The 23883-nt window shown below is 39.8% G+C and carries 21 protein-coding genes; 3 read left to right on the top strand and 18 right to left on the bottom strand.

Going from position 1 to position 23883, the window contains the following annotated elements:
• Window positions 1-41: 41 nt before the first annotated feature.
• The 9 genes from pepC to RG565_RS04350 all read right to left on the bottom strand — a co-directional run bounded on the left by pepC (window position 42) and on the right by RG565_RS04350 (window position 10141).
• A complete protein-coding gene (gene pepC / locus RG565_RS04390; RefSeq protein ID WP_151380049.1) occupies window positions 42-1379 on the bottom strand; it encodes an aminopeptidase C in 1338 nt (445 codons plus the stop codon).
• A gap of 147 nt (window positions 1380-1526) precedes the next feature.
• The gene (nadE, locus tag RG565_RS04385; RefSeq protein ID WP_247936755.1) at window positions 1527-2351 is read right to left on the bottom strand and encodes an ammonia-dependent NAD(+) synthetase; all 825 of its coding nucleotides are present in this window, start codon (window positions 2349-2351) and stop codon (window positions 1527-1529) included.
• A complete protein-coding gene (locus RG565_RS04380) occupies window positions 2348-3808 on the bottom strand; it encodes a nicotinate phosphoribosyltransferase (RefSeq protein WP_247936754.1) in 1461 nt (486 codons plus the stop codon). The genes nadE and RG565_RS04380 overlap by 4 nt, the downstream gene beginning before the upstream one ends.
• A 215-nt stretch (window positions 3809-4023) precedes the next feature.
• On the bottom strand, window positions 4024-5400 hold the full coding sequence (locus RG565_RS04375) for an amino acid permease (protein WP_003031075.1): 1377 nt from the start codon (window positions 5398-5400) through the stop codon (window positions 4024-4026).
• 375 nt (window positions 5401-5775) lie between these two features.
• Complete coding sequence (trxB, locus tag RG565_RS04370) at window positions 5776-6687, bottom strand: thioredoxin-disulfide reductase (RefSeq protein WP_247936753.1); 912 nt, start codon at window positions 6685-6687, stop codon at window positions 5776-5778.
• A gap of 63 nt (window positions 6688-6750) precedes the next feature.
• A complete protein-coding gene (locus RG565_RS04365) occupies window positions 6751-6975 on the bottom strand; it encodes a DUF4059 family protein (protein WP_003028431.1) in 225 nt (74 codons plus the stop codon).
• Between the two features lie 110 nt (window positions 6976-7085).
• Window positions 7086-7829, bottom strand: a complete 744-nt coding sequence (locus tag RG565_RS04360) for an amino acid ABC transporter ATP-binding protein (RefSeq protein ID WP_247936752.1) — start codon at window positions 7827-7829, stop codon at window positions 7086-7088.
• Entirely contained in the window at window positions 7829-8638 is an 810-nt protein-coding gene (locus RG565_RS04355) for an amino acid ABC transporter permease (RefSeq protein ID WP_247936751.1), read from the bottom strand. Before RG565_RS04355 ends, RG565_RS04360 begins: the two co-directional genes overlap by 1 nt.
• 159 nt (window positions 8639-8797) lie before the next feature.
• A complete protein-coding gene (locus RG565_RS04350; RefSeq protein WP_247936750.1) occupies window positions 8798-10141 on the bottom strand; it encodes a DEAD/DEAH box helicase in 1344 nt (447 codons plus the stop codon).
• 157 nt (window positions 10142-10298) lie between these two features.
• Here RG565_RS04350 and pbp3 point away from each other — a divergent pair, with 157 nt between their 5' ends.
• Window positions 10299-11540, top strand: coding sequence for a D-alanyl-D-alanine carboxypeptidase PBP3 (gene pbp3, locus RG565_RS04345; RefSeq protein WP_247936749.1), 1242 nt, complete (start codon window positions 10299-10301; stop codon window positions 11538-11540).
• Between the two features lie 454 nt (window positions 11541-11994).
• On the opposite strand, the gene sufU is transcribed toward pbp3, so the two are convergent.
• The 8 genes from sufU to RG565_RS04305 all read right to left on the bottom strand — a co-directional run bounded on the left by sufU (window position 11995) and on the right by RG565_RS04305 (window position 20683).
• The gene (gene sufU, locus RG565_RS04340) at window positions 11995-12450 is read right to left on the bottom strand and encodes a Fe-S cluster assembly sulfur transfer protein SufU (RefSeq protein ID WP_037607642.1); all 456 of its coding nucleotides are present in this window, start codon (window positions 12448-12450) and stop codon (window positions 11995-11997) included.
• Window positions 12437-13669, bottom strand: coding sequence for a cysteine desulfurase (locus tag RG565_RS04335; protein ID WP_247936748.1), 1233 nt, complete (start codon window positions 13667-13669; stop codon window positions 12437-12439). The genes sufU and RG565_RS04335 overlap by 14 nt, the downstream gene beginning before the upstream one ends.
• 15 nt (window positions 13670-13684) lie before the next feature.
• Window positions 13685-14947: a Fe-S cluster assembly protein SufD gene (gene sufD, locus RG565_RS04330; RefSeq protein ID WP_247936747.1), complete on the bottom strand. Its 1263-nt coding sequence runs from the start codon at window positions 14945-14947 to the stop codon at window positions 13685-13687.
• A 39-nt stretch (window positions 14948-14986) separates the two neighbouring features.
• Window positions 14987-15757 carry a Fe-S cluster assembly ATPase SufC gene (gene sufC, locus RG565_RS04325; RefSeq protein WP_106083019.1) on the bottom strand — a complete coding sequence of 257 codons (771 nt, stop codon included), beginning with the start codon at window positions 15755-15757 and terminating at the stop codon, window positions 14987-14989.
• Window positions 15758-15848: 91 nt separating this feature from the next.
• Complete coding sequence (locus tag RG565_RS04320) at window positions 15849-17015, bottom strand: glycosyltransferase family 4 protein (RefSeq protein WP_003028442.1); 1167 nt, start codon at window positions 17013-17015, stop codon at window positions 15849-15851.
• Window positions 17006-17761, bottom strand: a complete 756-nt coding sequence (gene mecA, locus RG565_RS04315; RefSeq protein WP_247936746.1) for an adaptor protein MecA — start codon at window positions 17759-17761, stop codon at window positions 17006-17008. The genes RG565_RS04320 and mecA overlap by 10 nt, the downstream gene beginning before the upstream one ends.
• 123 nt (window positions 17762-17884) lie before the next feature.
• Window positions 17885-18727 carry an undecaprenyl-diphosphate phosphatase gene (locus RG565_RS04310; RefSeq protein WP_247936745.1) on the bottom strand — a complete coding sequence of 281 codons (843 nt, stop codon included), beginning with the start codon at window positions 18725-18727 and terminating at the stop codon, window positions 17885-17887.
• A gap of 66 nt (window positions 18728-18793) precedes the next feature.
• The gene (locus RG565_RS04305; protein WP_247936744.1) at window positions 18794-20683 is read right to left on the bottom strand and encodes a DUF2207 domain-containing protein; all 1890 of its coding nucleotides are present in this window, start codon (window positions 20681-20683) and stop codon (window positions 18794-18796) included.
• 127 nt (window positions 20684-20810) lie between these two features.
• Here RG565_RS04305 and RG565_RS04300 point away from each other — a divergent pair, with 127 nt between their 5' ends.
• A complete protein-coding gene (locus RG565_RS04300; protein ID WP_247936743.1) occupies window positions 20811-22376 on the top strand; it encodes an ABC transporter substrate-binding protein/permease in 1566 nt (521 codons plus the stop codon).
• Window positions 22373-23113 carry an amino acid ABC transporter ATP-binding protein gene (locus RG565_RS04295; protein WP_003043510.1) on the top strand — a complete coding sequence of 247 codons (741 nt, stop codon included), beginning with the start codon at window positions 22373-22375 and terminating at the stop codon, window positions 23111-23113. The genes RG565_RS04300 and RG565_RS04295 overlap by 4 nt, the downstream gene beginning before the upstream one ends.
• Window positions 23114-23628: 515 nt before the next feature.
• On the opposite strand, the gene RG565_RS04290 is transcribed toward RG565_RS04295, so the two are convergent.
• Window positions 23629-23844, bottom strand: coding sequence for a hypothetical protein (locus RG565_RS04290; protein ID WP_003025899.1), 216 nt, complete (start codon window positions 23842-23844; stop codon window positions 23629-23631).
• Between the last annotated feature and the right edge of the window lie 39 nt (window positions 23845-23883).

Genomic DNA, 23883 nt, shown 5'->3' with positions numbered 1-23883 from the left:
AGCAAGATTAAAAGTTTTATCCCGCTTCTTTTTAATTCTTATTATTTGCTAGCCAAAGCTCCCATTGGATCCCACGGAGCAAGTACTTTTGGTTCTGCTTCATAAGCAGCTAATTCTTCAGCCGTTAAAAATTCTTTGCGGACAACGATTTGATAAGTGTATTCGTCCATCCAGTCATCACTGGCAACAAAATAACCTTTGTCTCCAACTTTATCTCCCCAAGAATTTTCCACTTTCCATTTTGTTGATTTTCCATTTTCATCCAAATCAACACCCGTCAAGACCATAGCATGGGTCATGAGACTTTCGCTGTAATCCAAACGTCCCGCTTTATCTTGTGTCAATTCAATATCCATGCTTGATGTGAAATCGTACATATCGTTAACCATAACGCCTGCTTTGCGGTTGCTAGATTGACCGACATCAGAACCAAACCAAACCGTTTCTCCAGCCTGCATTTGAGCAATAGCCAGCTCTTTCAAACGCTCCATATTAACATTCAAATAACGGACATCGCGCGCTCCTACGACATTTCCTAACATCTCAACAGTGTAAGATTTACCGTATGGTTTGTCAGCTGTAGGAGCATTGATGATTGAAACGTAATCATCTAATTGAAGATCCACGTATTTTTTGTAAAATGCTTGTGGTGTTAAGCCATTTTCACTGTGGAAATTGTTGTCTTTATCACGATAAGAAAAATCAAAAGTACGAGGTGGGAGTCCAAGTGACATTGCTAAGAAATTAAAGATTTCTTGTAAAAGCTCTTCTTTCTTAGCTTGGACAGCTGCTGTGTTTGCTCCACTAGTAACCAAGTCACGCAAGATTTGTGCATCTTGACGGAGTAATTTATTGAGATATTGGTTGAGCTCACGGCTATTGCTAGATGAAATGGATTCTGGGTAAACTGATTTTGGAACAACTCCATATTTTTCAAAAAGTGCCACAACCATATCCCATTGTCCGCCGTCTTGTTGAGGCGTATCTAAGAGGAATTTCACTTTGCGGCTGGTTAAGTCTTGGTCAGCTGTTGCTAAGACTTGCTCTAAGAACCAGTTGGATTTTTCATATTTATCCCAAAAGAATGTATATGCTTGCGACAATTCAAATTCTTCCAATTGAAAGCCTGCAATCATTTTATGACGGAAAGTATTGAGTGCTGCAAACATCCAGCAACGTCCAGATGCTTTTTGATTGCTGACTTTATCTTTGGTTAAGTCAATAGAAAACACAGGATTGTTTTCAATCGCACTACTGCGCTTTTCAAGCGATGTTAATAAACCATTGTGGCTAACTGCATTTTCAATTGCAGCATACTTAGCAGTTGCTTCATAATTTGCATATAATTTATCTGTAAATTGTTGATCTATAGAATTCATAGATGCCTCCTTCTAATTCTAAACACTATTATAGCTTATTTTCAAAATTCTTCAAACAAAAAGTTAGGCGCACCTAACTTTTTGTTATACAACTAATTTTAGTAGTCTTCGTATTCTAAAAAACGTGAGTCAGAACAATTCTCCTGCTTATTTCCAAAAATCATCGAAGATTGTAATCGGCAAATGGCGTTTATGCTCCCCTTTATGCCACCAAGATTCAATCCTTGCTTTCGTTTGGTCAGAAATGGTCTTACCTTCCAAATAGTCATCAATTTCGTTATAAGTGACACCGAGAGCGACTTCATCTGCAATGCCTGGCTTTTCTTCTTCCAGATCCGCAGTCGGTACTTTCTCATAGAGGGCAGGATCAGCGCCCAAGGCAGCCAACAGTTGCTTACCTTGCCGTTTATTGAGACGATAAAGGGGCAGAATGTCTGCACCACCATCACCAAATTTCGTAAAGAATCCTGTGACGTTTTCTGCGGCATGATCCGTTCCAACCACTGCTCCTTTATAAGAGCCTGCTAAAGCGTATTGCGCAATCATGCGACTACGAGCTTTAATATTGCCTTTATTGAAGTCTGAGACAGTTGCTCCTGTAGCCTCAACCACTTTTGTCATAGCGTCTGCACTTTCTTTGATGTTAACCACAAGACTGACATCCGGCTGGATAAAAGCAAGAGCTCGCTGTGCATCGTCTTCGTCAGCCTGCACTCCATACGGCAAGCGCACTGCGATAAATTGATAGCTAGCATCGCCAGTCTCAGCTCGCATTTCCTCTATTGCTAATTGCGCCAAACGTCCTGCTAAAGTGGAATCTTGTCCGCCCGAAATTCCCAAAACATAGGTTTTCAAAAAGGAATGTTTTTTTAAATAATCCTTTAAAAAATCAATGGATTTACGGATTTCTTCTTGTGGATCAATGACAGGTTTCACACCTAATTGCTGGACAATCGTTTCCTGTAAGGTCATTTTGTTTCTCCCATTTGGCTTGCTTTTTTGCGCATTTGATCAATCAAATCCACCTTATCTTGCCATACATCACGTGCCAAATCCACAGGATAATCTTGTGGATTGAGAACCCGTTTGTATTCATCCCACAACTTATCAAACTCTTTGCGAGCATATGCTTGGATTTCTGTTAAGGTTGGCAATCGGTATACGAGTTGCCCTTGTTTAAAAACATCTACCAAAAGAGGCACTGCATCAAAATTTGTCACTGTTTTATTGATGTAGGTGTAAGTTGGGTGGAACATTTCTAACTCGGCAATAGCATTCACATCTACGCCATCATAAGTGATATAGTCTCCTTCTGACTTGCCTTTTGCACGGCTAGTAATCCGCCAAACTTGTTTTTTACCCGGTGTTGATACTTTTTCCACATTATTAGAGAGCTTAATTGTATTACGCAAATTGCCATGTTCATCTTCAATAGCCACAATCTTATAAACGGCTCCCAGTGCTGGTTGGTCATAAGCCGTGATGAGCTTAGTTCCAACGCCCCACACATCAATCTTTGCCTTTTGCATTTTTAAGTTGAGGATTGTATTTTCATCCAAGTCGTTAGAAGCGTAGATTTTGGCATTTGGAAAACCAGCTTCATCCAGTTGCTGCCGGACTTTTTTAGAAATATAAGCCAAGTCACCTGAATCAATCCGCACTCCAAGGAAATTGATTTTATCCCCCATTTCACGCGCTACTTGAATCGCTGCAGGAACACCGAGGCGGAATGTATCATAGGTATCCACCAAGAAAACACAGTCACGGTGCGTTTCAGCATACGCCTTAAAAGCTTCATAGTCATTTCCATAGACTTGGACGAGAGCATGAGCATGCGTTCCTAAGACTGGAATATCAAAGAGCTTTCCAGCACGAACATTACTGGTTCCATTTGCTCCACCAATCACTGCCGCACGAGTTCCCCAGATAGCCGCATCCATTTCCTGTGCTCGGCGTGTACCAAATTCCATTAAAGGCTCATCTTCGATGACTGAGCGAATCCGAGCTGCTTTTGTCGCTACCAAGGTTTGATAGTTGACAATGTTTAATAAGGCAGTTTCCACTAATTGACATTGAGCAAGAGGACCTTCTACTTGAACAATGGGTTCATTGGCAAAGACCAAATCTCCCTCTTGTGCAGACCGCACTGTTAATTCCAATTTCAAATTTGCCAAATAGTCTAAAAATTCTTCATCATAGCCAAGAGAACGAAGATAGGCAATATCACTATCTGAAAATGTCAAATGATTTAAATAATGAACCATCCGCTCCAAGCCAGCAAAAACAGCATAGCCACTATGAAAGGGCTCTTTCCGAAAATAAACTTCAAAAACAGCTCGTTTATTATGAATATTTCTTCTAAAATAAACTTGCATCATGTTGATTTGATACAAATCCGTATGCAAGGTTAAACTATCATCTGGATACATAACGACTCCTTGTAAGATGTATTTTTACTTATTATACCACAAATCAAAAGAGCAAGAGGAAATCTTGTTCAACTTTAGGTGTTTAAATAACTATTCTCAAGTTTTCTATTGTATTGCGCTGTTTAAATTTTCAGTTTTAAAACATCTTAAAAACCAAGGTGCATTTGGAACAACTTTAAAAAAGTCGCAAATTTATCCTTGGTTTTATTATATTATTATTTATCTTTAAATTTCAATTGGCTATAGATACCAAATATAAGTATCCAAATAGCTGAACCGATCGCTCCTACAACGGTTGATTTTTGTAAAAAGAGGGTTATAAATACAAAGGCAAAGAAGAGCAAAGTAAGAGGATTGAGAAACTTATAGGCTGGCATTAGATAGCCATCTGCCATAAATTCTTTTGATTTTCTGTATTTCAGGTGAGCAATCATAGTGAGTGCATAGATAGCAATATAAACTCCTGATGAAGAAGCAGTAATCAAAGCAAAGGAGTCTGATACTCCTGGTAACACCTGAATAAAAGCAGCTAATGCAATCACTACCGCTGAGGTCAAAATAGCGTTTTGCGGAACATTTTGTCTAGATAATTTCCCAGCACCGATCCCATTCAAAAAGCGATTAGGTGAATCATGTGCAATTTGATACAAATGACGCCCAGTCGAATACAGAGTAGAATTCAAAGCTGAAGCAGCTGAAGTCAATACGACAAAGTTAATCAAAGCTGCAGCCCATTTGAGACCTGCCAACTTGAAAACAATCACAAAGGGGGAATCTGTGGTTGCTAAATCCCGCCAAGGGATAATCGCCATAATTGCAAGCAAAGAGCCACCGTAGAAAAGAACGATCCGCAAGGGGATTTCTTTAATAGCCTTTGGCAATACCTGCCGAGGATTGGCTGTTTCAGACGTTGTGATTCCAATAAATTCAATAGCTTGATAAGCAAAGAAGACCATTTGAAAGCCCATGACAAAACTCATAAAACCATTAGGAAATAATTGGAAATTTTGACTGATATTGCTGATGCTGGCTACACCATTGGGCGTTTTAAAGCCTGTCAACACCATAAAAATCGCTGTCACAATCAAAGCAATAATCGCTACAATCTTAACCATAGCAAACCAAAATTCAACTTCACCAAAGACTCGGACTGCAATCAGATTGACCATACTCAAAACGGCAAGGAAGACGATTTGAATCAGCCATGCCGGCCAAGTCGGAAACCAAAATTGGACATACTGTGCAACTGCCGTGATTTCTGCCATACCAATAAAAATGAGGGAAATCCAATAGGACCAACCGGAAAAATAGCCCCAGCCATTCCCAAGATACTTGGTAATGAAGTTGATAAATGTGTGCTGGTCTGGATCATAATACAACATCTCTCCAATCGCCCGCATCATCAAATACATAAAGACGCCGGTCAACATGTAAATGAGGATAATAGATGGCCCTGTCAAACTAATCGAACGTCCTGCTCCCAAAAAGAGCCCCGTTCCAATTGTCCCAGCAATAGCAATGATTTGGACATGACGATTTTTTAAGCCACGTTCCATTTTATTCTTATTATTTTCAGAATTCTTTTCACTCATACGAAGCCTCCTTTTCACATGAACTTTTCCATTGTACCACAATTCTGACAATTTCACTAGTCATTTATGAGGGCACGAGAATTGAACAAATCAAAAGAACCTTTTCCTTTCCCAATCCTCCAATGCATCACTGTGTTTTTATTAAACAAAAAGAAGCTGGGACGAAAGTCTCCAGCTCCAATGTATATAGTGCAATAAACCAGCGACGCAATAGCTGATTGCTCAAAGCACGTCTTTGAGGTGGCAAATAGGACTTGCGAAGCAAGTTCGAAAGAATGACTTTGTCAAACACTTCGTTTTTTATCCACCACCTCAGCAGTCTGAGAGACTGAGACTATGAACTAAAAATTTTCAAGATGATTTTGGTCTTTCGCTCTAAAAATTCTCTGTGATATACTTGTAGACTTCTTGCCCTGCGACTGCCCCGTCACCAACAGCTGTCGTTACTTGGCGAAGGTCTTTTTCGCGAACATCTCCAATAGCATAGATGCCAGAAATAGCCGTTTCCATATGATTATCGGTTACAATCCAGCCTGCTTCATTGGTAATGCCCAAATATTTGGCAAACTCACTAACTGGGTCTAAACCAACATAAATAAAGACACCGCCAAATTTACGCTCCGACACTTCACCTGTTTTGACATTCTCTACCACAATGCTGCTAACGCGGTTGTCACCTTTGATTTCTTTTACCACTGAGTCCCAGATAAAATGAATCTTTTCATTGGCAAATGCACGTTCTTGCAGTAACTTTTGGGCTCGCAATTCATCACGCCGATGAACAATGGTCACCGTTTTTGCAAAACGAGTCAAAAAAATCGCTTCTTCTACCGCAGAGTCGCCTCCACCCACGACAAGTAGGTCTTCATCTCGGAAAAAGGCGCCGTCACAGACTGCACAATAAGAAACCCCGCGGCTGTTTAATTCTTCTTCACCAGGTACTCCTAGATGACGGTGAAAGGCACCAGTCGCAATAATAAGTGTCTTCGTTTCAAAAACCTCATCTTCTGTAAAGACTTTTTTTATTGCTCCTTGATCTTCGATTTTTTCAACAGAGCCAAACAAATGCTCCACTCCCAAATTTTCGAGCGGTTCAAACATTTTTTCGGCTAGCTCTGGACCACTGATATTAGCATAACCGGGATAATTTTCAATATCTGAGGTATTGTTCATTTGACCACCGGGGATGCCTCCTTCTAAAAGAGCAACTTTAAGATTACTTCTAGCAGCATAAAGCGCAGCTGTCATGCCTGCTGGTCCAGCTCCAATAATAATTGTGTCGTACATAAAATTTACTTCCTTTATTGTAATCACTGTTATTCTAACGTTATTAAGCTCTTTTTTCAAACATTATGCTCTGAGGATAAGCAGAATCCCCATCATTGCAAAGGATAAAATCGGAATCGTCATCACTGCAATCAATAGCATATCATACAGATGAGCTTGTCGTTCTTTGATTGTTTTATCAACACGTCGAACAGCACGAAGCCCAATCCATAATCCGAGAAAACTCCCCACCAATAGCGCCGTAATCAGTAAACTCTCTAGATAGAGTAAAAAAACTTGAGACAGCATAGCCACTCCCCTATTTCATAACTTTATGATTGAAGGCATTCAAAACGGATGCCGCAAACTTGAAAATAAACCCAGCTAGCAAGGCCAACTGGGCTTCTTTTTCTATTATATCAAATATATGTCCGTTTGTAACTGGCAAAAAATTCTTTTGTGCGTTCTTCTTTAGGGTGGTTCATTATTTCATCAGGAGTGCCTGTTTCGATAATGTGTCCCTTATCCAAAAACAGCACTTTATCTGCCACTTGCGAAACAAAAGACATGTCATGACTGACTAAAATCATGGTCTGACCAGCCTTGGCTGCATCTGCAATGGATTTTTCAACTTCCCCTACCAATTCAGGATCAAGTGCTGATGTTGGCTCGTCTAAAAGCAGAACATCTGGCTTCATCGCAAGCGCACGCGCCAAAGCAACACGCTGTTTTTGTCCACCTGACAAATGACGCGGATAGTGATTTTCACGGTCTGACAGACCAACTTTTGCCAATTCTTCTTTGGCAAGACTCGTTGCTTCTTGGTCTGAGAATTTTTTTACAATCAATAAACCTTCTTTGACATTGTCCAAAGCCGTTCGGCGCTCAAAAAGATTAAACTGCTGAAACACCATAGCTAACTTTCGTCGCAAGGTTAGGATTTCTTCCTTGCTAATCTTAGAAAAATCGACAGTAAAATCATCAATGGCAATCGTGCCGCTGTCTGGCTGTTCCAGATAATTCAAGCTGCGTAAGAAAGTAGATTTTCCCGCACCAGATGAGCCAATTAAAGCAACTACTTCTCCTTTTTGAATCTCTAAACTAAGATTGTTTAAAACCATTTGTCCAGAAAAGGATTTGCTGAGATTTGAAATACGAATCATTATCGAACATCTCCTTTCGCCTGTATTTGTGGATTGAGATTATCAAGCGCTTCAATCGCCATTCTCTTTTCGATAAACCGCCCAAGTGCTTCAATCACAATATTCACGCCCCAATAGACAAGAGCAACTGAGATAAAGCGCTCAAAGTAACGGTAATCTGCACCACCCAAAATCTGCGCTTGAGCAAAAATCTCAACAACTCCTGCACTAAAAGCCAGAGAAGTTCCCTTTGTCAAGCCAATCAAAGAGTTAATCAAGGTCGGTGTGGCAACCACAGCTGCATTGGGGATAATAACACGGCGGTAAACCTGTCCGTTTGTCATCCCCAAACTACGAGCTGCTTCAATTTCTCCAGCATCAACAGACAAAATCGCCGCTCGAATGGTTTCACTAGCGTAAGCCGCTTCATTAAAAGCAAAAGCTACAATGGCAAATAGATAGGCTGGAATAGCATTGATATTCAGGCCCGTTCCAAATCGCAAGTTGATGGCCTTCAGGAGCAAAGGAATCCCATAATAAGTCAGCATGAGCTGAACAAGCACTGGTGTCCCTCGCAAAAAACTAACGAAAAAAGCCTGCAAAGGATACAAAACTTTCACACGGTTGATTTTGACAATAGCAAAAATGAGAGCCAAAATCAAGCCAAAAAAAGCTCCTCCCAAAGTCAATAGCAAAGTTGTCGGTAATTTTTCAATAATTCTGGGTAGTCCGTCAAACACAGATCGCCAGCTAAAAAGCTGTCCGTCTGGAATCTTCTGAACCAATTCTTGATACCAATTAGAGGCTAAAATCACTGTTGTAACAATCATAGTAACTTCCCTTTCTCGATAATGTCTAATTCTATCACAATTTTTTTATTTTACCAATTATTTGCTACGATAAAAATAGACTAGCAAGACTAGTCTATCACATTCGTTCTCTAAAGAATAATTGTTTTTATTTATGGGAGTGATAAAGAAATTTTAAGACTAAAACTGTTGACGTTTGGCTTTTCTTTCTGCACGACCGCGTGCTCGATTTTCAGCTCGCTTCGTTTTTCGACGTTTTTCATTGACAGCCCACTGGATTTTCTTCTTATAGCCCGGTTTGATTTTCTTCTTTTTCTTTTTAACCAGACCAATCATTTCCGTGTCCAATTTTTCCTGCGTTTTTTCACGATTGGCACGACGATCGCGGTCATAGGTATCTTGAAATTCTCCGTTTTTAATCATCTTGGGAATGAAGTGAATGCCCAATTTTTCCAGCTCACGAATATCTGAATCATCGCTCGGTTGATAAAGTGTAATGGCTGTTCCCGGTAGACCATTTCTGCCAGTTCGTCCCACTCGGTGAACGAAGAAGGACAAATCTTGCGGAATCGCATCATTGATGACATGACTAACGCCTTCAATATCAATTCCCCGCGCAGCTAAATCTGTCGCAACAATGTATTCAAAATCTAGGTTCTTCACCTGATTCATAATCCGTTTTCGCTCCCGCGGTGCAATATCCCCATGAATCTTTGCCACTTTGAGACCTTGCGCTGTCAGATAGCTATGCAATTCATCCGCTCGTGTCTTAGTATTGACAAAAATCATCGCTAGATAAGGCTGTAGGAGCTGTGTGATTTTATAAATTTGCGCATTCTTATCACGTCCTTTTGTTGAAATCAGCCAATTTTCAATAGTATCTGAAATAACCGTTTTGGTTTTGATTTGCTCAATGACCGGGTTGGATAGATATTTTTTTAAAAATGGCTGCAATTTTTGCGGAATGGTCGCAGAAAAGACTAGAAATTGCAAATCCTTCGGCAAACTGGATGCAATCTTATCCACCGTCATTAAAAATCCCATATCAAGTGTCATATCAGCTTCGTCAACGACAAAAGTATGCGCCTTATGAATGACTAAGTCACCAGATTCAACCAAATCATAAATACGTCCCGGCGTACCAATGACAATGTGCGGCTGACTGGAACTCAATTTCCCAATCTGACGATTTTTATCAGTTCCACCAACGTAATGAGCCACTCGGATTTCTTTATCAGAAAAAGCAGCAATTTGACGCGCAGCCTGATAAATCTGCCTAGCCAGCTCACGACTAGGGGCGGTAATGACAACCTGAACACTATCTGCATCTTCATTCAGCTTTTGAAAAATCGGCAGTAAGAAAGTGTGGGTTTTCCCTGAACCTGTTTTGGACTCTCCCACCAAGTCACGACCAGCAAGCACAACCGGAATGAGTTTTTCCTGGACTTCTGTTGCCTCAACAAAGTTCAAATCCTTGAGTGCCTCTTGGATATAATCTTTAAACTTAAATTCTGTAAATTTCATGTTTTCCTCTATTCGTCTCTTATTCTATCTATTATACCAGAACTTGCTTTAAAAATAAAAATGAATCATGTTTTTCTCTTCTTATTTCCTCCCTTTTCTATGAAGCTCTCCTTATTTTATGATACAATAATAATAAGTTTACAAAAAAGGGATGACCATGAAAAAATTTATTATTACTCTTGTAACGACTCTCTTGATCTTCCTAGCTCCTACAGTTTTAGCGGACAACTTTGAAGTAGGTGCTAAGCATGCTATCGCAGTTGACGTTGCAACCGGAAAAATTTTGTATGAAAAAGATGCTAATCAGCCAGTTGAAATTGCTTCTATTACTAAACTACTAACAGCCTATTTAGTCTATGAAGCGATTCATCAAGGAAAATTCACTTTACAAACTTCAGTAGATATTTCTGACTATCCTTATCAACTAACCGTTAATCCAGATGCCAGTAACGTTCCGTTGGAAGCTAGAAAATATACTGTCGAAGAACTGTTAGAAACTTCTTTAATAGCAAGTGCCAATAGCTCAGCGATTGCCTTAGCTGAAAAAGTCGCTGGCAGTGAGAAAAAATTTGTTGACTTGATGAAAGCTAAATTGCAGCAATGGGGAATCAAAGATGCTACTATCGTTAATGCTTCTGGACTGAATAATTCTGTTTTAGGAGAAGAACATATTTATCCTGGTTCGGGAAAAGAAGACGAAAATAAAATGAGCGCCCACGATGTTGCAATTATTGCTCGGCGTTTAATCCTTGATTACCCAGAAGTTCTAGAAATCACCCAAAAAGCTACGTCTAACTTTGCAGGCATGACGCTTACATCGTCCAACCACATGCTCAAAAACATGCCCGCCTTTCGAGCGGGAGTAGATGGCCTCAAGACTGGAACTTCTGATAAAGGAGGCTCTTCCTTTGTCGGAACAATCCAGCAAAGAGGGATGCGTTTGATTACGGTTCTCCTCAATGTTAATCATGCAGATGAGGATGAGAATGCCCGCTTTACGGCTACCTCTAGATTTATGACCTATATTTATCAACAATTCACAGTCCAAACTCTTATGAAAAAAGGCGAAGCCTACAATAAAAGCTCTGCTCGCGTCATTAACGGGCAAAAAGATGAAGTCACTGCTGTTGCTAGTGAAAAACTCACCATTGTGCGGAGATACAATCATAAAAAACCGACTGTCCATTTTTCAACTGATAAAAACGGTTACCCCACTCCTTTAAAAAAGGGTGTCGTTGTTGGGAAATTGACCTATACTGATAATGATTTGATTGGAAAAGGCTATCTTGACAAGAAACCACCAACTATTTCCATGCTTTCAGCAGATAAAATTGGTCGTCCTTTCTTCCTCAAATCATGGTGGAATGAATTCGTCCAATATGTCAATGAAAAATTATAAACGAGCGAAATAAAAATCAGTATTCGTAGATGCTTGATTTCATCGTTCATCTCCGCATAGCTCGAAAGACTTGAGGAACTTTTTATAGTTGGAAAGCAAATGTAACTTGATGGCAAAATGGGCTGTAAAAGTTGATATAGCAACATATTATAGCTCATTCAATAGTAATTGGGAATGTGACAAAACTCAAAATCAAAAATTTTTAGTTTGTAGTCTCATTCCCACAAGGTTGCTCAACAGCCTGAGAGACTGTCGAGGTGGCAGATAAAGAAAACAAAGTTTTCGTCAAAAGTACTCTTCCAAGCTTGAAAAGCGAATCGCCTTGAGACTTGCTTTTCAAGCTCTATCCGTAACCTCAACGCAGTACTTTGAGCAATTAGCTACTGCGTCTGTAATGCTAACGATATAAACAAAGAAAGCTGAGCACTTTTGTCTCAGCTTATTTATTTTAGCTTCATTTACTCAACTTTTCAGAATTTCCAGCTTCCTCAATCGCCTTTTTAAGAGCGTTCCAACCTAAGGTTGAGCATTTGATGCGTTGAGGGAACTTAGCAACACCAGCTAAAAAAGCTGCGTCTCCTAGCTCCTGTTGCTGCTTATCTTCCTTACCTTGAACCATTTGGGAGAAAATTTCTGCCAAAGCTAGCGCTTCATCCTTCGTCTTCCCTAGGACTACATCCGTCATCATACTGGCTGAAGCTGTAGAAATACTGCAGCCAGAATTCACAAAGGCAATATCTTCAATCACGCCCTGCTCATCAAATTGAACCGACAAGCTGATGACATCACCGCACGTAGGATTGTTGAGACTAACTTGTTCTACGCCCTCCAATCGACCCTGATGATGAGGGTGAGCTGAATGGTCCGTCACAACTGCTTTATAAAGGCTATTTAGTTTAGAAAGTGCCATTGAAAAACTCCTTTGTTTTCTGCAAAGCTTCAACGAGCTTATCACAATCGGCTTTGGTATTATACAGATAAAAGCTAGCCCGTACAGTTGCTGCTACTCCTAGGTAACTCAACAAAGGTTGAGCACAGTGATGTCCAGCCCGTACAGCCACGCCTTCATAGTCCAGAGCTGTTGCTACATCATGAGGGTGAAGCCCAGCTAGATTAAAAGAAATAACACCCGACCGCTGAGCCAAGTCCTCCGAACCATAAATGGTAAGCCCCTCAACAGCTTGTAATTTTGGAAATGCGTAAGCTATCAATTCTTGCTCATATTGATAAACAGTTTCCATTCCGATCTTATCCAGATAATCAATAGCGGCAGCTAAACCAATAGCACCAGCTATATTGGGTGTGCCTGCTTCAAACTTCCAAGGCAACTCTTTCCATGTCGCTTCTTGTTCATAGACAAAATCAATCATTTCCCCACCAAATTCGACAGGCGACATTCGCTCAAGTAGCTCTTCTTTGCCATAGAGAACACCGATACCAGTCGGACCTAGCATCTTGTGACCTGAAAATGCAAAGAAATCAACGTCCAAGTCTTGTACATCAATCTTCATGTGAGGGACTGATTGAGCTCCGTCCACCACTAAAAGAGCATTTGCCTGATGCACTAAGTCTGCTATTTCTTTTATGGGATTCACCACACCTAGTACATTAGAAACATGCGCCAAAGCAACAAATCGCGTCTTTTCAGTCAATTTCGACCGAAAGTCAGCGAGGTCTAACATACCGTCTTTCAGATAAGCATAAATCAATCTAGCACCTGTCTTCTTACAGGCTTCCTGCCAAGGAATGATATTGGAATGATGTTCCATAACGGAAATCAGCACTTCGTCACCTGGCTGCAAGACATTTTCAGCATAGCGCGCCACCCAATTGAGACTAGTCGTCGCTCCTCTCGTAAAGAGAACTTCTTTCGTCGAAGCGGCATGGATAACGGAGCGCACTCGTTCCCGCGCAGCTTCATAAGCTGCCGTTGCCCGTTCTGCTAGTGTGTGAACACCACGATGAACATTGGCATTGTCTTTTTCGTAATAAGCTGCAATCGCCTCTAATATCTGCGTAGGCTTTTGGGTTGTAGCCGCATTGTCCAAATAAACTAAAGGCTCATCATTGACGATTTGATCCAAAATTGGAAAATCCCTCCGAAGGATTTCTACATCAAGTTTAGACATTTCTTTTCCTATCTTTTATTTCTTAGCCAAAATTTCATCAATATTTTCAATCATCTCAGCACGGACTTCTTTAACTGGAATTTCAACAATAACAGATCCTAAGAATCCACGCACGACCAATCGTTCTGCAGTTGCCTTATCCAGTCCCCGACTCATGAGATAGTACATATCTTCTGGATCTACCTGACCGATAGAAGCCGCATGCCCTGCTGTGACATCATTTTCATCAATCAAAAGAATAGGATTGGCATCTGAACGTGCTTGATCAGATAGCATCAGTACTCGACTTTCCTGTTGAGCATCTGCTCCCTTAGCTCCCTTAATAATGTGTCCAATACCATTGAAGGTCAAAGTCCCCTTTTCCAAAATAACTCCATGTTGGAGGATATTGCCGATTGAATTGCAACCGTAGTTGGTGACGCGACTGTCAATCCCTTGTATCTGTCTACCACGAGAGAGAGCCACCACTTTCATATCCGCATGACTGCCACGACCAAACAAATCACTGTCAAAATCAGCAATCACATTGCCTTCATTCATGACCCCGATTGCCCAGTCAATCATTGAATCATCGTCCAACTTGCCCCGACGACTGATATAAGCTGTCACATTTTCCCCCAGACGGTCAATAGCTGAGAACTTAATCTGTGCACCAGCCTGTGCAATCACTTCCACCGTGATATTAGCAGTCACGGGAACAGTCCCAGAGCCATAAGTCTCCAGACGCTCCAAATAGGTAAACTTGGCATGCTTCCCTGCAATAATCAGAATGTGCTTATTAAATGGCACGTCGCTCTCACTGTCTTGGTAAAAAATGCCTTCAATGGGCTGATTGATTTCAACATTATCCGGAATATAGAGCACCGCTCCACCATTGAAATAAGCTGTATGATAAGCAGCAAGCTTATCTTCGTCATATTTGACAGCAGACATAAAATGTTTCTCAATAATTTCTGGAATTTCTTCAAGAGCAGAATAAAAGTCTGTGAAGACGACGCCCTGCTCCGCCAAGTCAGCCGGCAATTGCTCTAAAGTAGTTTGTGTTCCAACCTGAACCAATGTCAAATGGTCATTCAGTGCTGTAAAATCAGGCACATTTACAAGATCCTCACTTTCTGACAGCGTGCCGTCTCCCAAGTTCCAACGATGAAATTTCACACGCTCAATAACAGGCAGTTCCAACTTATCTATTTTATCAAAGGCAGCTTGACGGAGATTTGCCAACCACTCAGGCTCCGCATGCATTTGTGAAAAATGTTTAATGGTTTCTTTTGTCATTTTATTCTCCTATCTTTTCTAAGCAAAAAGAAAGGTTGACTAGACTTCTTCTTGGTAATCAAAACCAAGTTCTTCAGCCAATTTGGCATAACCTTCCTGCTCCAAACGAACAGCTAATTCCGGACCACCAGAAGCAACTACACGCCCATCCATCATGATATGGACCACATCAGGCGTAATATAATTCAACAGACGTTGATAGTGCGTAATAATCATAGCACCAAAATGTTCACCACGCATAGCATTGACGCCCTTAGACACCACTTTCAGTGCATCAATATCTAGTCCAGAGTCGATTTCGTCCAGTAACGCAAAGGTTGGTTCCAACATCAACAACTGCAAGATTTCATTACGTTTCTTTTCACCGCCAGAAAAACCTTCGTTTAGATAACGCTCTGCCATTTCTTCTTTCATATTCAGCAATTCCATCTTTTCGTCCAATTTCATGATAAAATCACGGACAGAGATTTTTTCATCATCTTCTTTACCTGCATTCATGGCTGCACGCAAAAATTCTGCATTGGTAATACCTGGAATTTCACTTGGATACTGCATAGCAAGAAAAAGCCCCATGCGAGCTCGTTCGTCCACATCCAGTTCTAAAATATTGACACCGTCAAAGAGAACTTCTCCTTTGGTTACCTCGTAATTTGGATTCCCCATAATCGCTGCTGATAAGGTGGATTTCCCTGTCCCATTTGGACCCATAATGGCGGCAATTTCTCCTGTTTTAAGAGTCAGATTGACTCCCTTTAAGATTTTCTTTCCTTCAATTTCTACATGGAGGTCTTTGATTTCTAACACAGACATGGCAAACTTTCCTTTCTTTGTAACCATTCATTTACCTTATAAGTATAGCAAAAAAAAGCCAAAAAGGCTTTTATTTTGTTTAAGTGCGAGTCTACTTCTTTTTTCTATTTCTAAACTTTGTTCGGATTTCTTCCCGATAAGCAGAATTTCCGATAAAACGAAGGATATTGAGTAGCGGTGTTCGATTTGGCCCCAGAACACCAATTAGTTCTACCAAAAGTTCCACTCCAAAAAGTAGTCCAATAATTAACAGTGTCCCACCGATACGGCTCGAAACATTTAGCAAAAGAGAAATCATGGCAAAAATCATAGAAATGCCATAAATAACCAAGACTGTCCCACGATGTGTTAAGCCCAAGGATAACAGCCGATGATGAAGATGCCGCTTGTCTGGTGTGTAAAACTTTTGCCCAGATAAAGTTCGACGGACAATTGCTAAAAAGGTATCTGTAATCGGCACCCCCAGAATAATCATCGGAGTAATCACAGCAACAGCTGTCGCATTTTTCAAGCCTTGCAATGACAAAACCGCAATCATAAAACCGATAAACAGCGCTCCTGTATCTCCTAGATAAATAATAGCTGGATGATAATTATAAGGGAAAAATCCTGCAATAGACATGACCAAGACGAAAATAGTTAAGGTTAGAAAAACATTGTGATCTGGCAAGAAAAAGTAGGAAACAATCCCCATTGTCACCAGCGAAATAATGGATACACCACTCACTAATCCGTCCAACCCGTCAATCAAATTAACAGCATTGGTAATCGAAATAATCCAGATAACGGTTAAGATGAAAGACAACCAAGGAGCAAAGTGCAGCAGCGGCCCACCAAAAGGAATTTTAAAATGATTCAAACGGAAATCCGTCAATAGCCAAATCAAACTGGCAGCTAACACAATTCCTGACATCTTGGCTAAGGGCTTCAACTCTTTTACATCGTCAATCAATCCTGTCAGAGCAATGATTCCGCCTCCTAAGACAACAGGCCAAATATAATCAAAATAACTTTTTCCATGAAAGGTCGCCTGTACAATCATCGGCATAAAAACAAGCGTAGCAACCGAAAAAGCAATGACAATGGCTAAACCGCCACTGCTTGGCATCGGTTTTTTATTGATTCTCCGAGCATTTGGATAATCAACTGCGCCTATCTTAAATGCTAATAGACGCACCAAAGGTGTGAGAATCACACCAATGAAAAAGGTTCCAAGCAACACCAAAATGAATTTTAAAGGGAAGGGAATCATAAGCATTTAACCTTTTTAAGACTGGCAACTGCCTCGTTGACAAGCAATAAATAACCATGCTCTTGTAAAACAGCTCTTGTCACATCTGTGTCTTCTGCATGTTCACGCATCAAAGCCAGAAGCCAAGCTGGATAACGCTTAGGATGTCCTTCAATATCAACCAAGATTGTTAAATAATAGTAACCATCCATTTTGTACAACTCCGAAGTGTTAACAGCATAGTCTACTGTTTTAGAAAAGACAATCGCTTCTTTCAGGCTGGAAAATTTCAAAATGTAATAGATATATTTTTGCGTTAGCTCGTCACTATTTTCCTCTTGTTCTTCCACATCAGAAGTGCTTGTGTTATCGTCTGCTTCCGCCGTTTCCAAAGAACGAACAGCCTCCATATCGTCTTTACTTTTCTCAAAAATATTTTTTTCTAATGTCTTTAAAAATTCATCAGGAGACATTTGAGACAGCTCTTCTACATCTGGCAAATCTGCCAAATCATCGAAGTTCAGATTCTTATCAATCTTAGACTTGGTGACAAAGACATCCAATCGGTCGGGCTTTGGTGTCACACGAAAACTGAGCATGCCGCTATCCAAAAAGCTCTCTGGCATTTCCAACTCATCTAAAATTGCATAGAAAAACTCTTCTGTCTTTTCTTGCGGAACGAGAAAATCTGCCATTTCCATCCCACGTTCTTCTAAATCTTCTAATTTTATTGTGATCTTAATCGTTGTATCACTAATTTGCTTCATTTCCATCGCATTACCTCATACTTCTAGTCTTTTCATTATACTAAAATTTCGGTTTTTTTACAAAAAATAGACAACCTCATTTTCTTTTGCCAATAAAAAACTCAACAAAAACTGTTGAGTTTTGAATACTTAAAAAATGGCTTTAAAAATGCCGTAAATGATAAGCAAGACACCAAGTCCAATACGGTATTTCCCAAAGATTGTGAAGTCGTGCTTTTTCACATAGTCTGTCAAGAAGCGAATGACATAGAGACTGACCCCAAATGCAATGCCCATTGCTACAAGCAGCAAGAAAAACTGACCAAATCCAAGTGTATTTCCTTTGATAATAAATTTCAAAATCTTCCAACCACTGGCACCAAACATGACAGGAATTCCCAAAAAGAAAGTGAACTCTGTCACCACAGAACGACTGGTCCCATTCAAAAGCCCACCTACAATGGTTGCTCCTGAACGACTTGTTCCTGGGAAAAGTGACAATACTTGGAACAATCCAATGTAGAGAGCGGTTTTATAAGGTAAACGCTCTAAATTAGTAATCACTGGTTCCACGCTTTTATTGCGTTTTTCCAACAAAATAAAAGCAACACCATAGATAATCAACATACAGGCAACAGAAATGAAGTTATAAAAATGAGCATCAAACCAATCATCCAAAGGCAGCCCGATAATGGCAGCCGGCGCAGCTGCAATCAGTACTTTTGCCCACAATTGCCATGTTTTCTGCACTTCACGCGCTGTCTTTCCCGGTTTAAATGGATTTAATTTATCAAAATAAATCACTACAACCGCCAAAATCGCTCCTAATTGGATAACGACATTGAACATTTCCATAAAGGCAGCATTCTGATTTTTATACTTGATAAACTCCTGTATCAAAATCAAGTGACCTGTGCTAGAAATAGGCAACCACTCTGTAATTCCTTCCACAATCCCAAAGATGATGGATTTTAAAATTTCAATGATAAACATTTTCTTCTCCTAAGGTTGATTTGTTTCATTATAGCATAATTTCAAGTGAGAGAATAGAGGCACTTTTTAAAAAGCACCTCCTCCTCCGCCTCCGCCACCACCAGAGAAGCCGCCACCGCTACTGCCACTTGATGAAACAGAGAAACTGCTAGCCGAATTAGCTGCTGCCCCATAGCCAACAAAAGCATGTGAGCTCGCATGGAAATCATACACCATATCCTGATAAACAAAAGCATTCATTGATGGATTATCAATTGTGATTTTGCGTAGTTTCATCGTCTTAGTCACCTTATCTGCACAATTAAACATAGCAGCATAAACCAATAATCTGTTCCACAAAATCACTCCCTCTACTTCTGTATTCTTTAAATGAGCAATCTCATGCAACATATTGGCAAAACTCTTCCAGTAATAATAGTTTTCTGCCCCTTCTTCATTTAAAACGCCATCACGCTTCACCATTTTGCATTTTCTCAAAAGGTAATACAGCATTCCGCCGGCAATGAAGAAGCTAACTACAAATTGATAAAATACGAGTCCATACTCCAAGAAAATCCAAGCTAAGATGCCAAGAGAAGCAAACACAATAAGATTCATAAGGAGCATTGAAAGATATAAACACAAGAGCTCCTTTTTAGAAACAGGGCGATAATTATTTGGCAATTGCTCACGCTCAATAATTTCATGTATATTTTCTGTAATAAGTTTTAAATAGCATTTTAATAGTTTTCTCACTCTATTGCCCGCGCTACGAACAGCTTTCTCGCCACTATTATATATCTTATCGTCAATTTTAAAATCTGAAAACAAATTTTTCACAAGCAACTGCTTGTTGTTTCCCATAGCCATTTTTAAAAATTCTTTTTCAAAATCAGCTAAACCCTTATCTGTCACTCTTTGTAATTTTGGCTGTTTCGTATCATCTGTAAAAACAAGATTGCCTCGATCAATCAAATCTAATAAAGTAGCTTGGACAAGATTTTCAAATTTCAGAGATGTAGCTTGTCGCTCAGTCGGATCCAATTCTGTCAAATCTACTGAATAAACATTTGAAGCAATGACCATTGGTGGTAAATCTTGCGGTATTTCATACAAACGAGCATGCTTAGGAAACGTTACACGGGATTTTGTTCTAAGATGAAAAATAATGTAAAAAACCAAACTAATTAGACCAACCAATACCAAAGCAAGTGGTAAGTCCCAGTCTACTAATCTCTGGTATTTTTTTGTACTGGTGGCAACTTCCTTTTCAACTTGACGAAACTCTTGCAACCGATTGCGTTTTGTAACAGCTAAACTATTTTCAGGAACAGTTACTAGCGATCGATCCCAATATGCATGAAATTCTAAATTTCTATTTTTAGCAATACTAGCGACACGGATCAGATAGCTATCTCCCTCTCGTGTCACTTGAGCTGGCTTCATAAAATAACCCGTGTGAGCATACAATTCAGTCTGTTGTGAAGTAGCTGGAGGAGTAATCCGAAATTCTACATTATTTAATTTTTTATCCCAATCACTGATTGGAATCCAGTGTAATTCTACAATATCATTGTAGACAAACAACATATTCTTCAACTTCCAAGTAACCGTAATGGTTACACGGTCTCCTTTATTACCAGCATTATAAATTTTATATTTATAACCACCCGCAATGTATTCCTGAACAGCAGTAATATCCGTTTTTGGTTGTCCATTCCTTAAAGCTAGAATCGTCGGCTTTCCTTCCACATCAAAGCCCAGAGGAACTTTACCAGATGTCCCCAAAGTAATGATTTGTCCTCTGTAACCGCTTGAGAAATGGTAATTGACTGTTTCAACAAATGTCGCTGTATTATCAGAATGAATCTGTAAATTGCCTTTATAGGATTCAATATCGTAACTCACTGCCAAAACTCGCTGGCTAATGAACAAACACGAGAAAAAAATCACCATACTCCAAAAGAACTTTTTCATCTGACAACCTCCTTTTACTGGTTAGATTTATTATACCATTTTTTCAAGTAAGGGTTTCCCCAATATTGAAAAGCATTGCTTTTTTCGATATAATACAAGGAACCTATTTTAAAATTAGGAGAATAATATGAAGAAAATTTGCTTATCTCTATTTACACTTTTTCTGTTCAGTCTAGGATTTGTAAATACCGTTCATGCCGATGAATATTTACGTATCGGAATGGAGGCAGCTTACGCTCCGTTCAACTGGACTCAGGACGATGACAAAAACGGCGCAGTCAAAATCGAAGGTACCAATCAATATGCCAACGGTTATGATGTCCAAATTGCAAAACAAGTCGCAAAAGAATTAGGTAAAAAACCGTTAGTGGTCAAAACGTCTTGGAATGGTTTGATTCCTGCTTTAACATCAGGAAAATTGGACATGATTATAGCAGGTATGAGCCCAACTGCTGAGCGAAAAAAAGAAATCGCATTTTCCAATAGTTATTATACCAGTGAGCCTGTAGTACTGGTCAACAAAGACGGGGCTTATGCTAATGCAAAAACGTTGAAGGACTTCAAAGGAGCAAAAATCACCTCTCAACAAGGTGTCTACCTCTATAATTTGATTTCCCAACTGACAGGCGCTAAGCAAGAAACTGCAATGGGCGACTTCGCTCAAATGCGCCAAGCACTTGAGTCAGGAGTGATAGACGGCTACATCTCTGAGCGTCCCGAAGCCCTCACAGCAGAATCTGCCAACTCGAAATTTAAAATGATTCAGTTCAAAAAGGGGTTTGAAGTTAATGAAGAGGATGCTACGATTGCAATCGGAATGCGCAAAAACGACAATCGTCTAGAACAAGTCAATGCTGCTATCGCTAAAATCAGTGCCAAAGACCAAGTCGCTTTAATGGACAAGATGATTCAAAACCAACCTGTTGAAACTGACACCAGCAAAGATAAAACTACTTTCTTTGGACAAGTGACAAAGATTCTGAAAGACAACTGGCCCCAATTTCTGCGCGGAGCTGGCTTAACCCTTCTCATTTCCATTACTGGTACAATTGCAGGGCTCATCATTGGTCTCTTAATCGGTGTTTACCGCACCGCTCCTACAGCCAAAAATAAAGCTCTCGCTATTCTACAAACTTTATTCGGTTGGTTCCTGAATGTCTACATCGAAATTTTCCGTGGAACACCTATGATTGTTCAATCTATGGTTATTTACTACGGAACAGCACAGGCATTTGGAGTTTCCATTGATCGTACAATCGCAGCCATCTTTATCGTTTCCATTAACACGGGTGCTTATATGAGTGAAATTGTCCGCGGAGGAATCTTTGCTGTTGATAAGGGGCAATTTGAAGCCGCAACTGCTCTGGGAATGACACATAACCAAACCATGCGCAAAGTTGTCCTTCCTCAAGTCGTGCGCAATATTCTACCTGCTACAGGGAATGAATTTGTCATCAATATCAAAGATACTTCCGTACTGAATGTTATCTCCGTTGTTGAACTTTATTTCTCAGGAAATACTATTGCCACCCAAACTTACCAATATTTCCAAACCTTTACGATTATTGCCGTGATCTACTTTGTCCTAACATTTACGGTAACACGCATTCTCCGCTATGTAGAACGGCGTTTTGACACAGATGATTACACAACGGGCGCTAATCAAATGCAAACGAAAGGAGTAAAGGCATGAGTGATACCATTTTAGAAATCAAGCATCTTAAAAAATCCTATGGACAAAATGAAGTCTTAAAAGATATTTCCCTTACCGTCCACTCCGGAGAAGTCATCTCTATCATCGGAAGCTCTGGTAGTGGAAAATCTACTTTCTTACGCTCTATCAATCTCCTTGAAGAGCCAAGTGGAGGAGAAATCCTTTATCGTGGTGAAAATGTACTAGAAGAAAACTATAACCTCACTCATTACCGTGAAAAACTCGGTATGGTGTTCCAAAGCTTTAACCTTTTTGAAAACCTCAACGTTCTTGAAAATACCATTGTCGCACAAACGACTGTTCTCAAGCGAGAACGAGCAGAGGCCGAAAAAATCGCCAAAGAAAATCTTGAAAAAGTTGGCATGGGGCAACCTTACTGGCAAGCAAAGCCAAAACAACTTTCTGGCGGACAAAAGCAACGGGTTGCTATTGCACGCGCCTTATCCATGAACCCAGATGCCATTTTATTTGACGAACCAACATCAGCCCTTGACCCTGAAATGGTCGGCGAAGTGCTGAAAATCATGAAAGACCTTGCTCAAGAAGGCTTAACCATGATTGTTGTCACGCACGAAATGGAGTTTGCGCGTGATGTCTCCAATCGTGTCATTTTCATGGACAAAGGCATCATTGCTGAAGAAGGCAAACCTGAAGACATTTTTACTCACCCTAAGAAAGAACGCACAAAAGAATTTTTACAACGTTACTTACGATAATCTACAACCGACGGGAGTGGGACAAAAATCGGTAATTTCGGAGAAATTTGATTTTGTCGTCCCACCCCCGCACAGTTGAGTAGGGCTGTAAAGGTTGATTTATCAACTGCATAGAACCCACTCAACCACTGCGACTTGCAAGAAACTCATAAAAATCTGACGAGGTTAAGGACTTTTGTCCCAGTCTCGTCTTTATTTTCTCTCCAAAATCTTTAGGAACTCAATTGAAAAACTAATTTTTATTCAAACAAAACAGAATGTTTGAATACACATTCATTAGAACATTTTCTTGTGAAAAATAAAACTCTAATTTTTAAGAATATTTTTTAAAACAGATTGTATTGTAGAAAGCAATTTATCATTTTTTTGTAAAAATATTCATTCTAAAGAATCAGTCATCTGTCGAATAAATAAACTTTATATTTTATAATTATTTGTTATTTACCTATAAAATCATACTATTTTACAATCGCAAACAAAAAAAGCAGGCTGATAGCCTGCTAAAAATACAACGATTAGTTTTCAAACTTTTCGTGGTTTTTATCGTAAAAATCAATCAATCCAAGAGCGGTTTCAAATGAAATATTTTTCACTTTAGCACGTCCTTGAGCAAGGGCAATGATAGACATTTCACGAGCGTTCGTTTCTTTACTGATGCGATAACCCGTGATTTTCTTATCACGAACCCAGCTAACAACTGATTCTACTTTTTCAAAGTTAGATTTAGCCATTTCCTTCTCCTATTTTATTATTTCTAAATAAATATTGTA

The sequence above is a fragment of the Streptococcus sp. IsoGale021 genome (assembly GCF_031142795.1).
Classification (GTDB): Bacteria; Bacillota; Bacilli; order Lactobacillales; family Streptococcaceae; genus Streptococcus; species Streptococcus hominis.
This window is presented reverse-complemented; position numbering and strand designations above follow the sequence as displayed.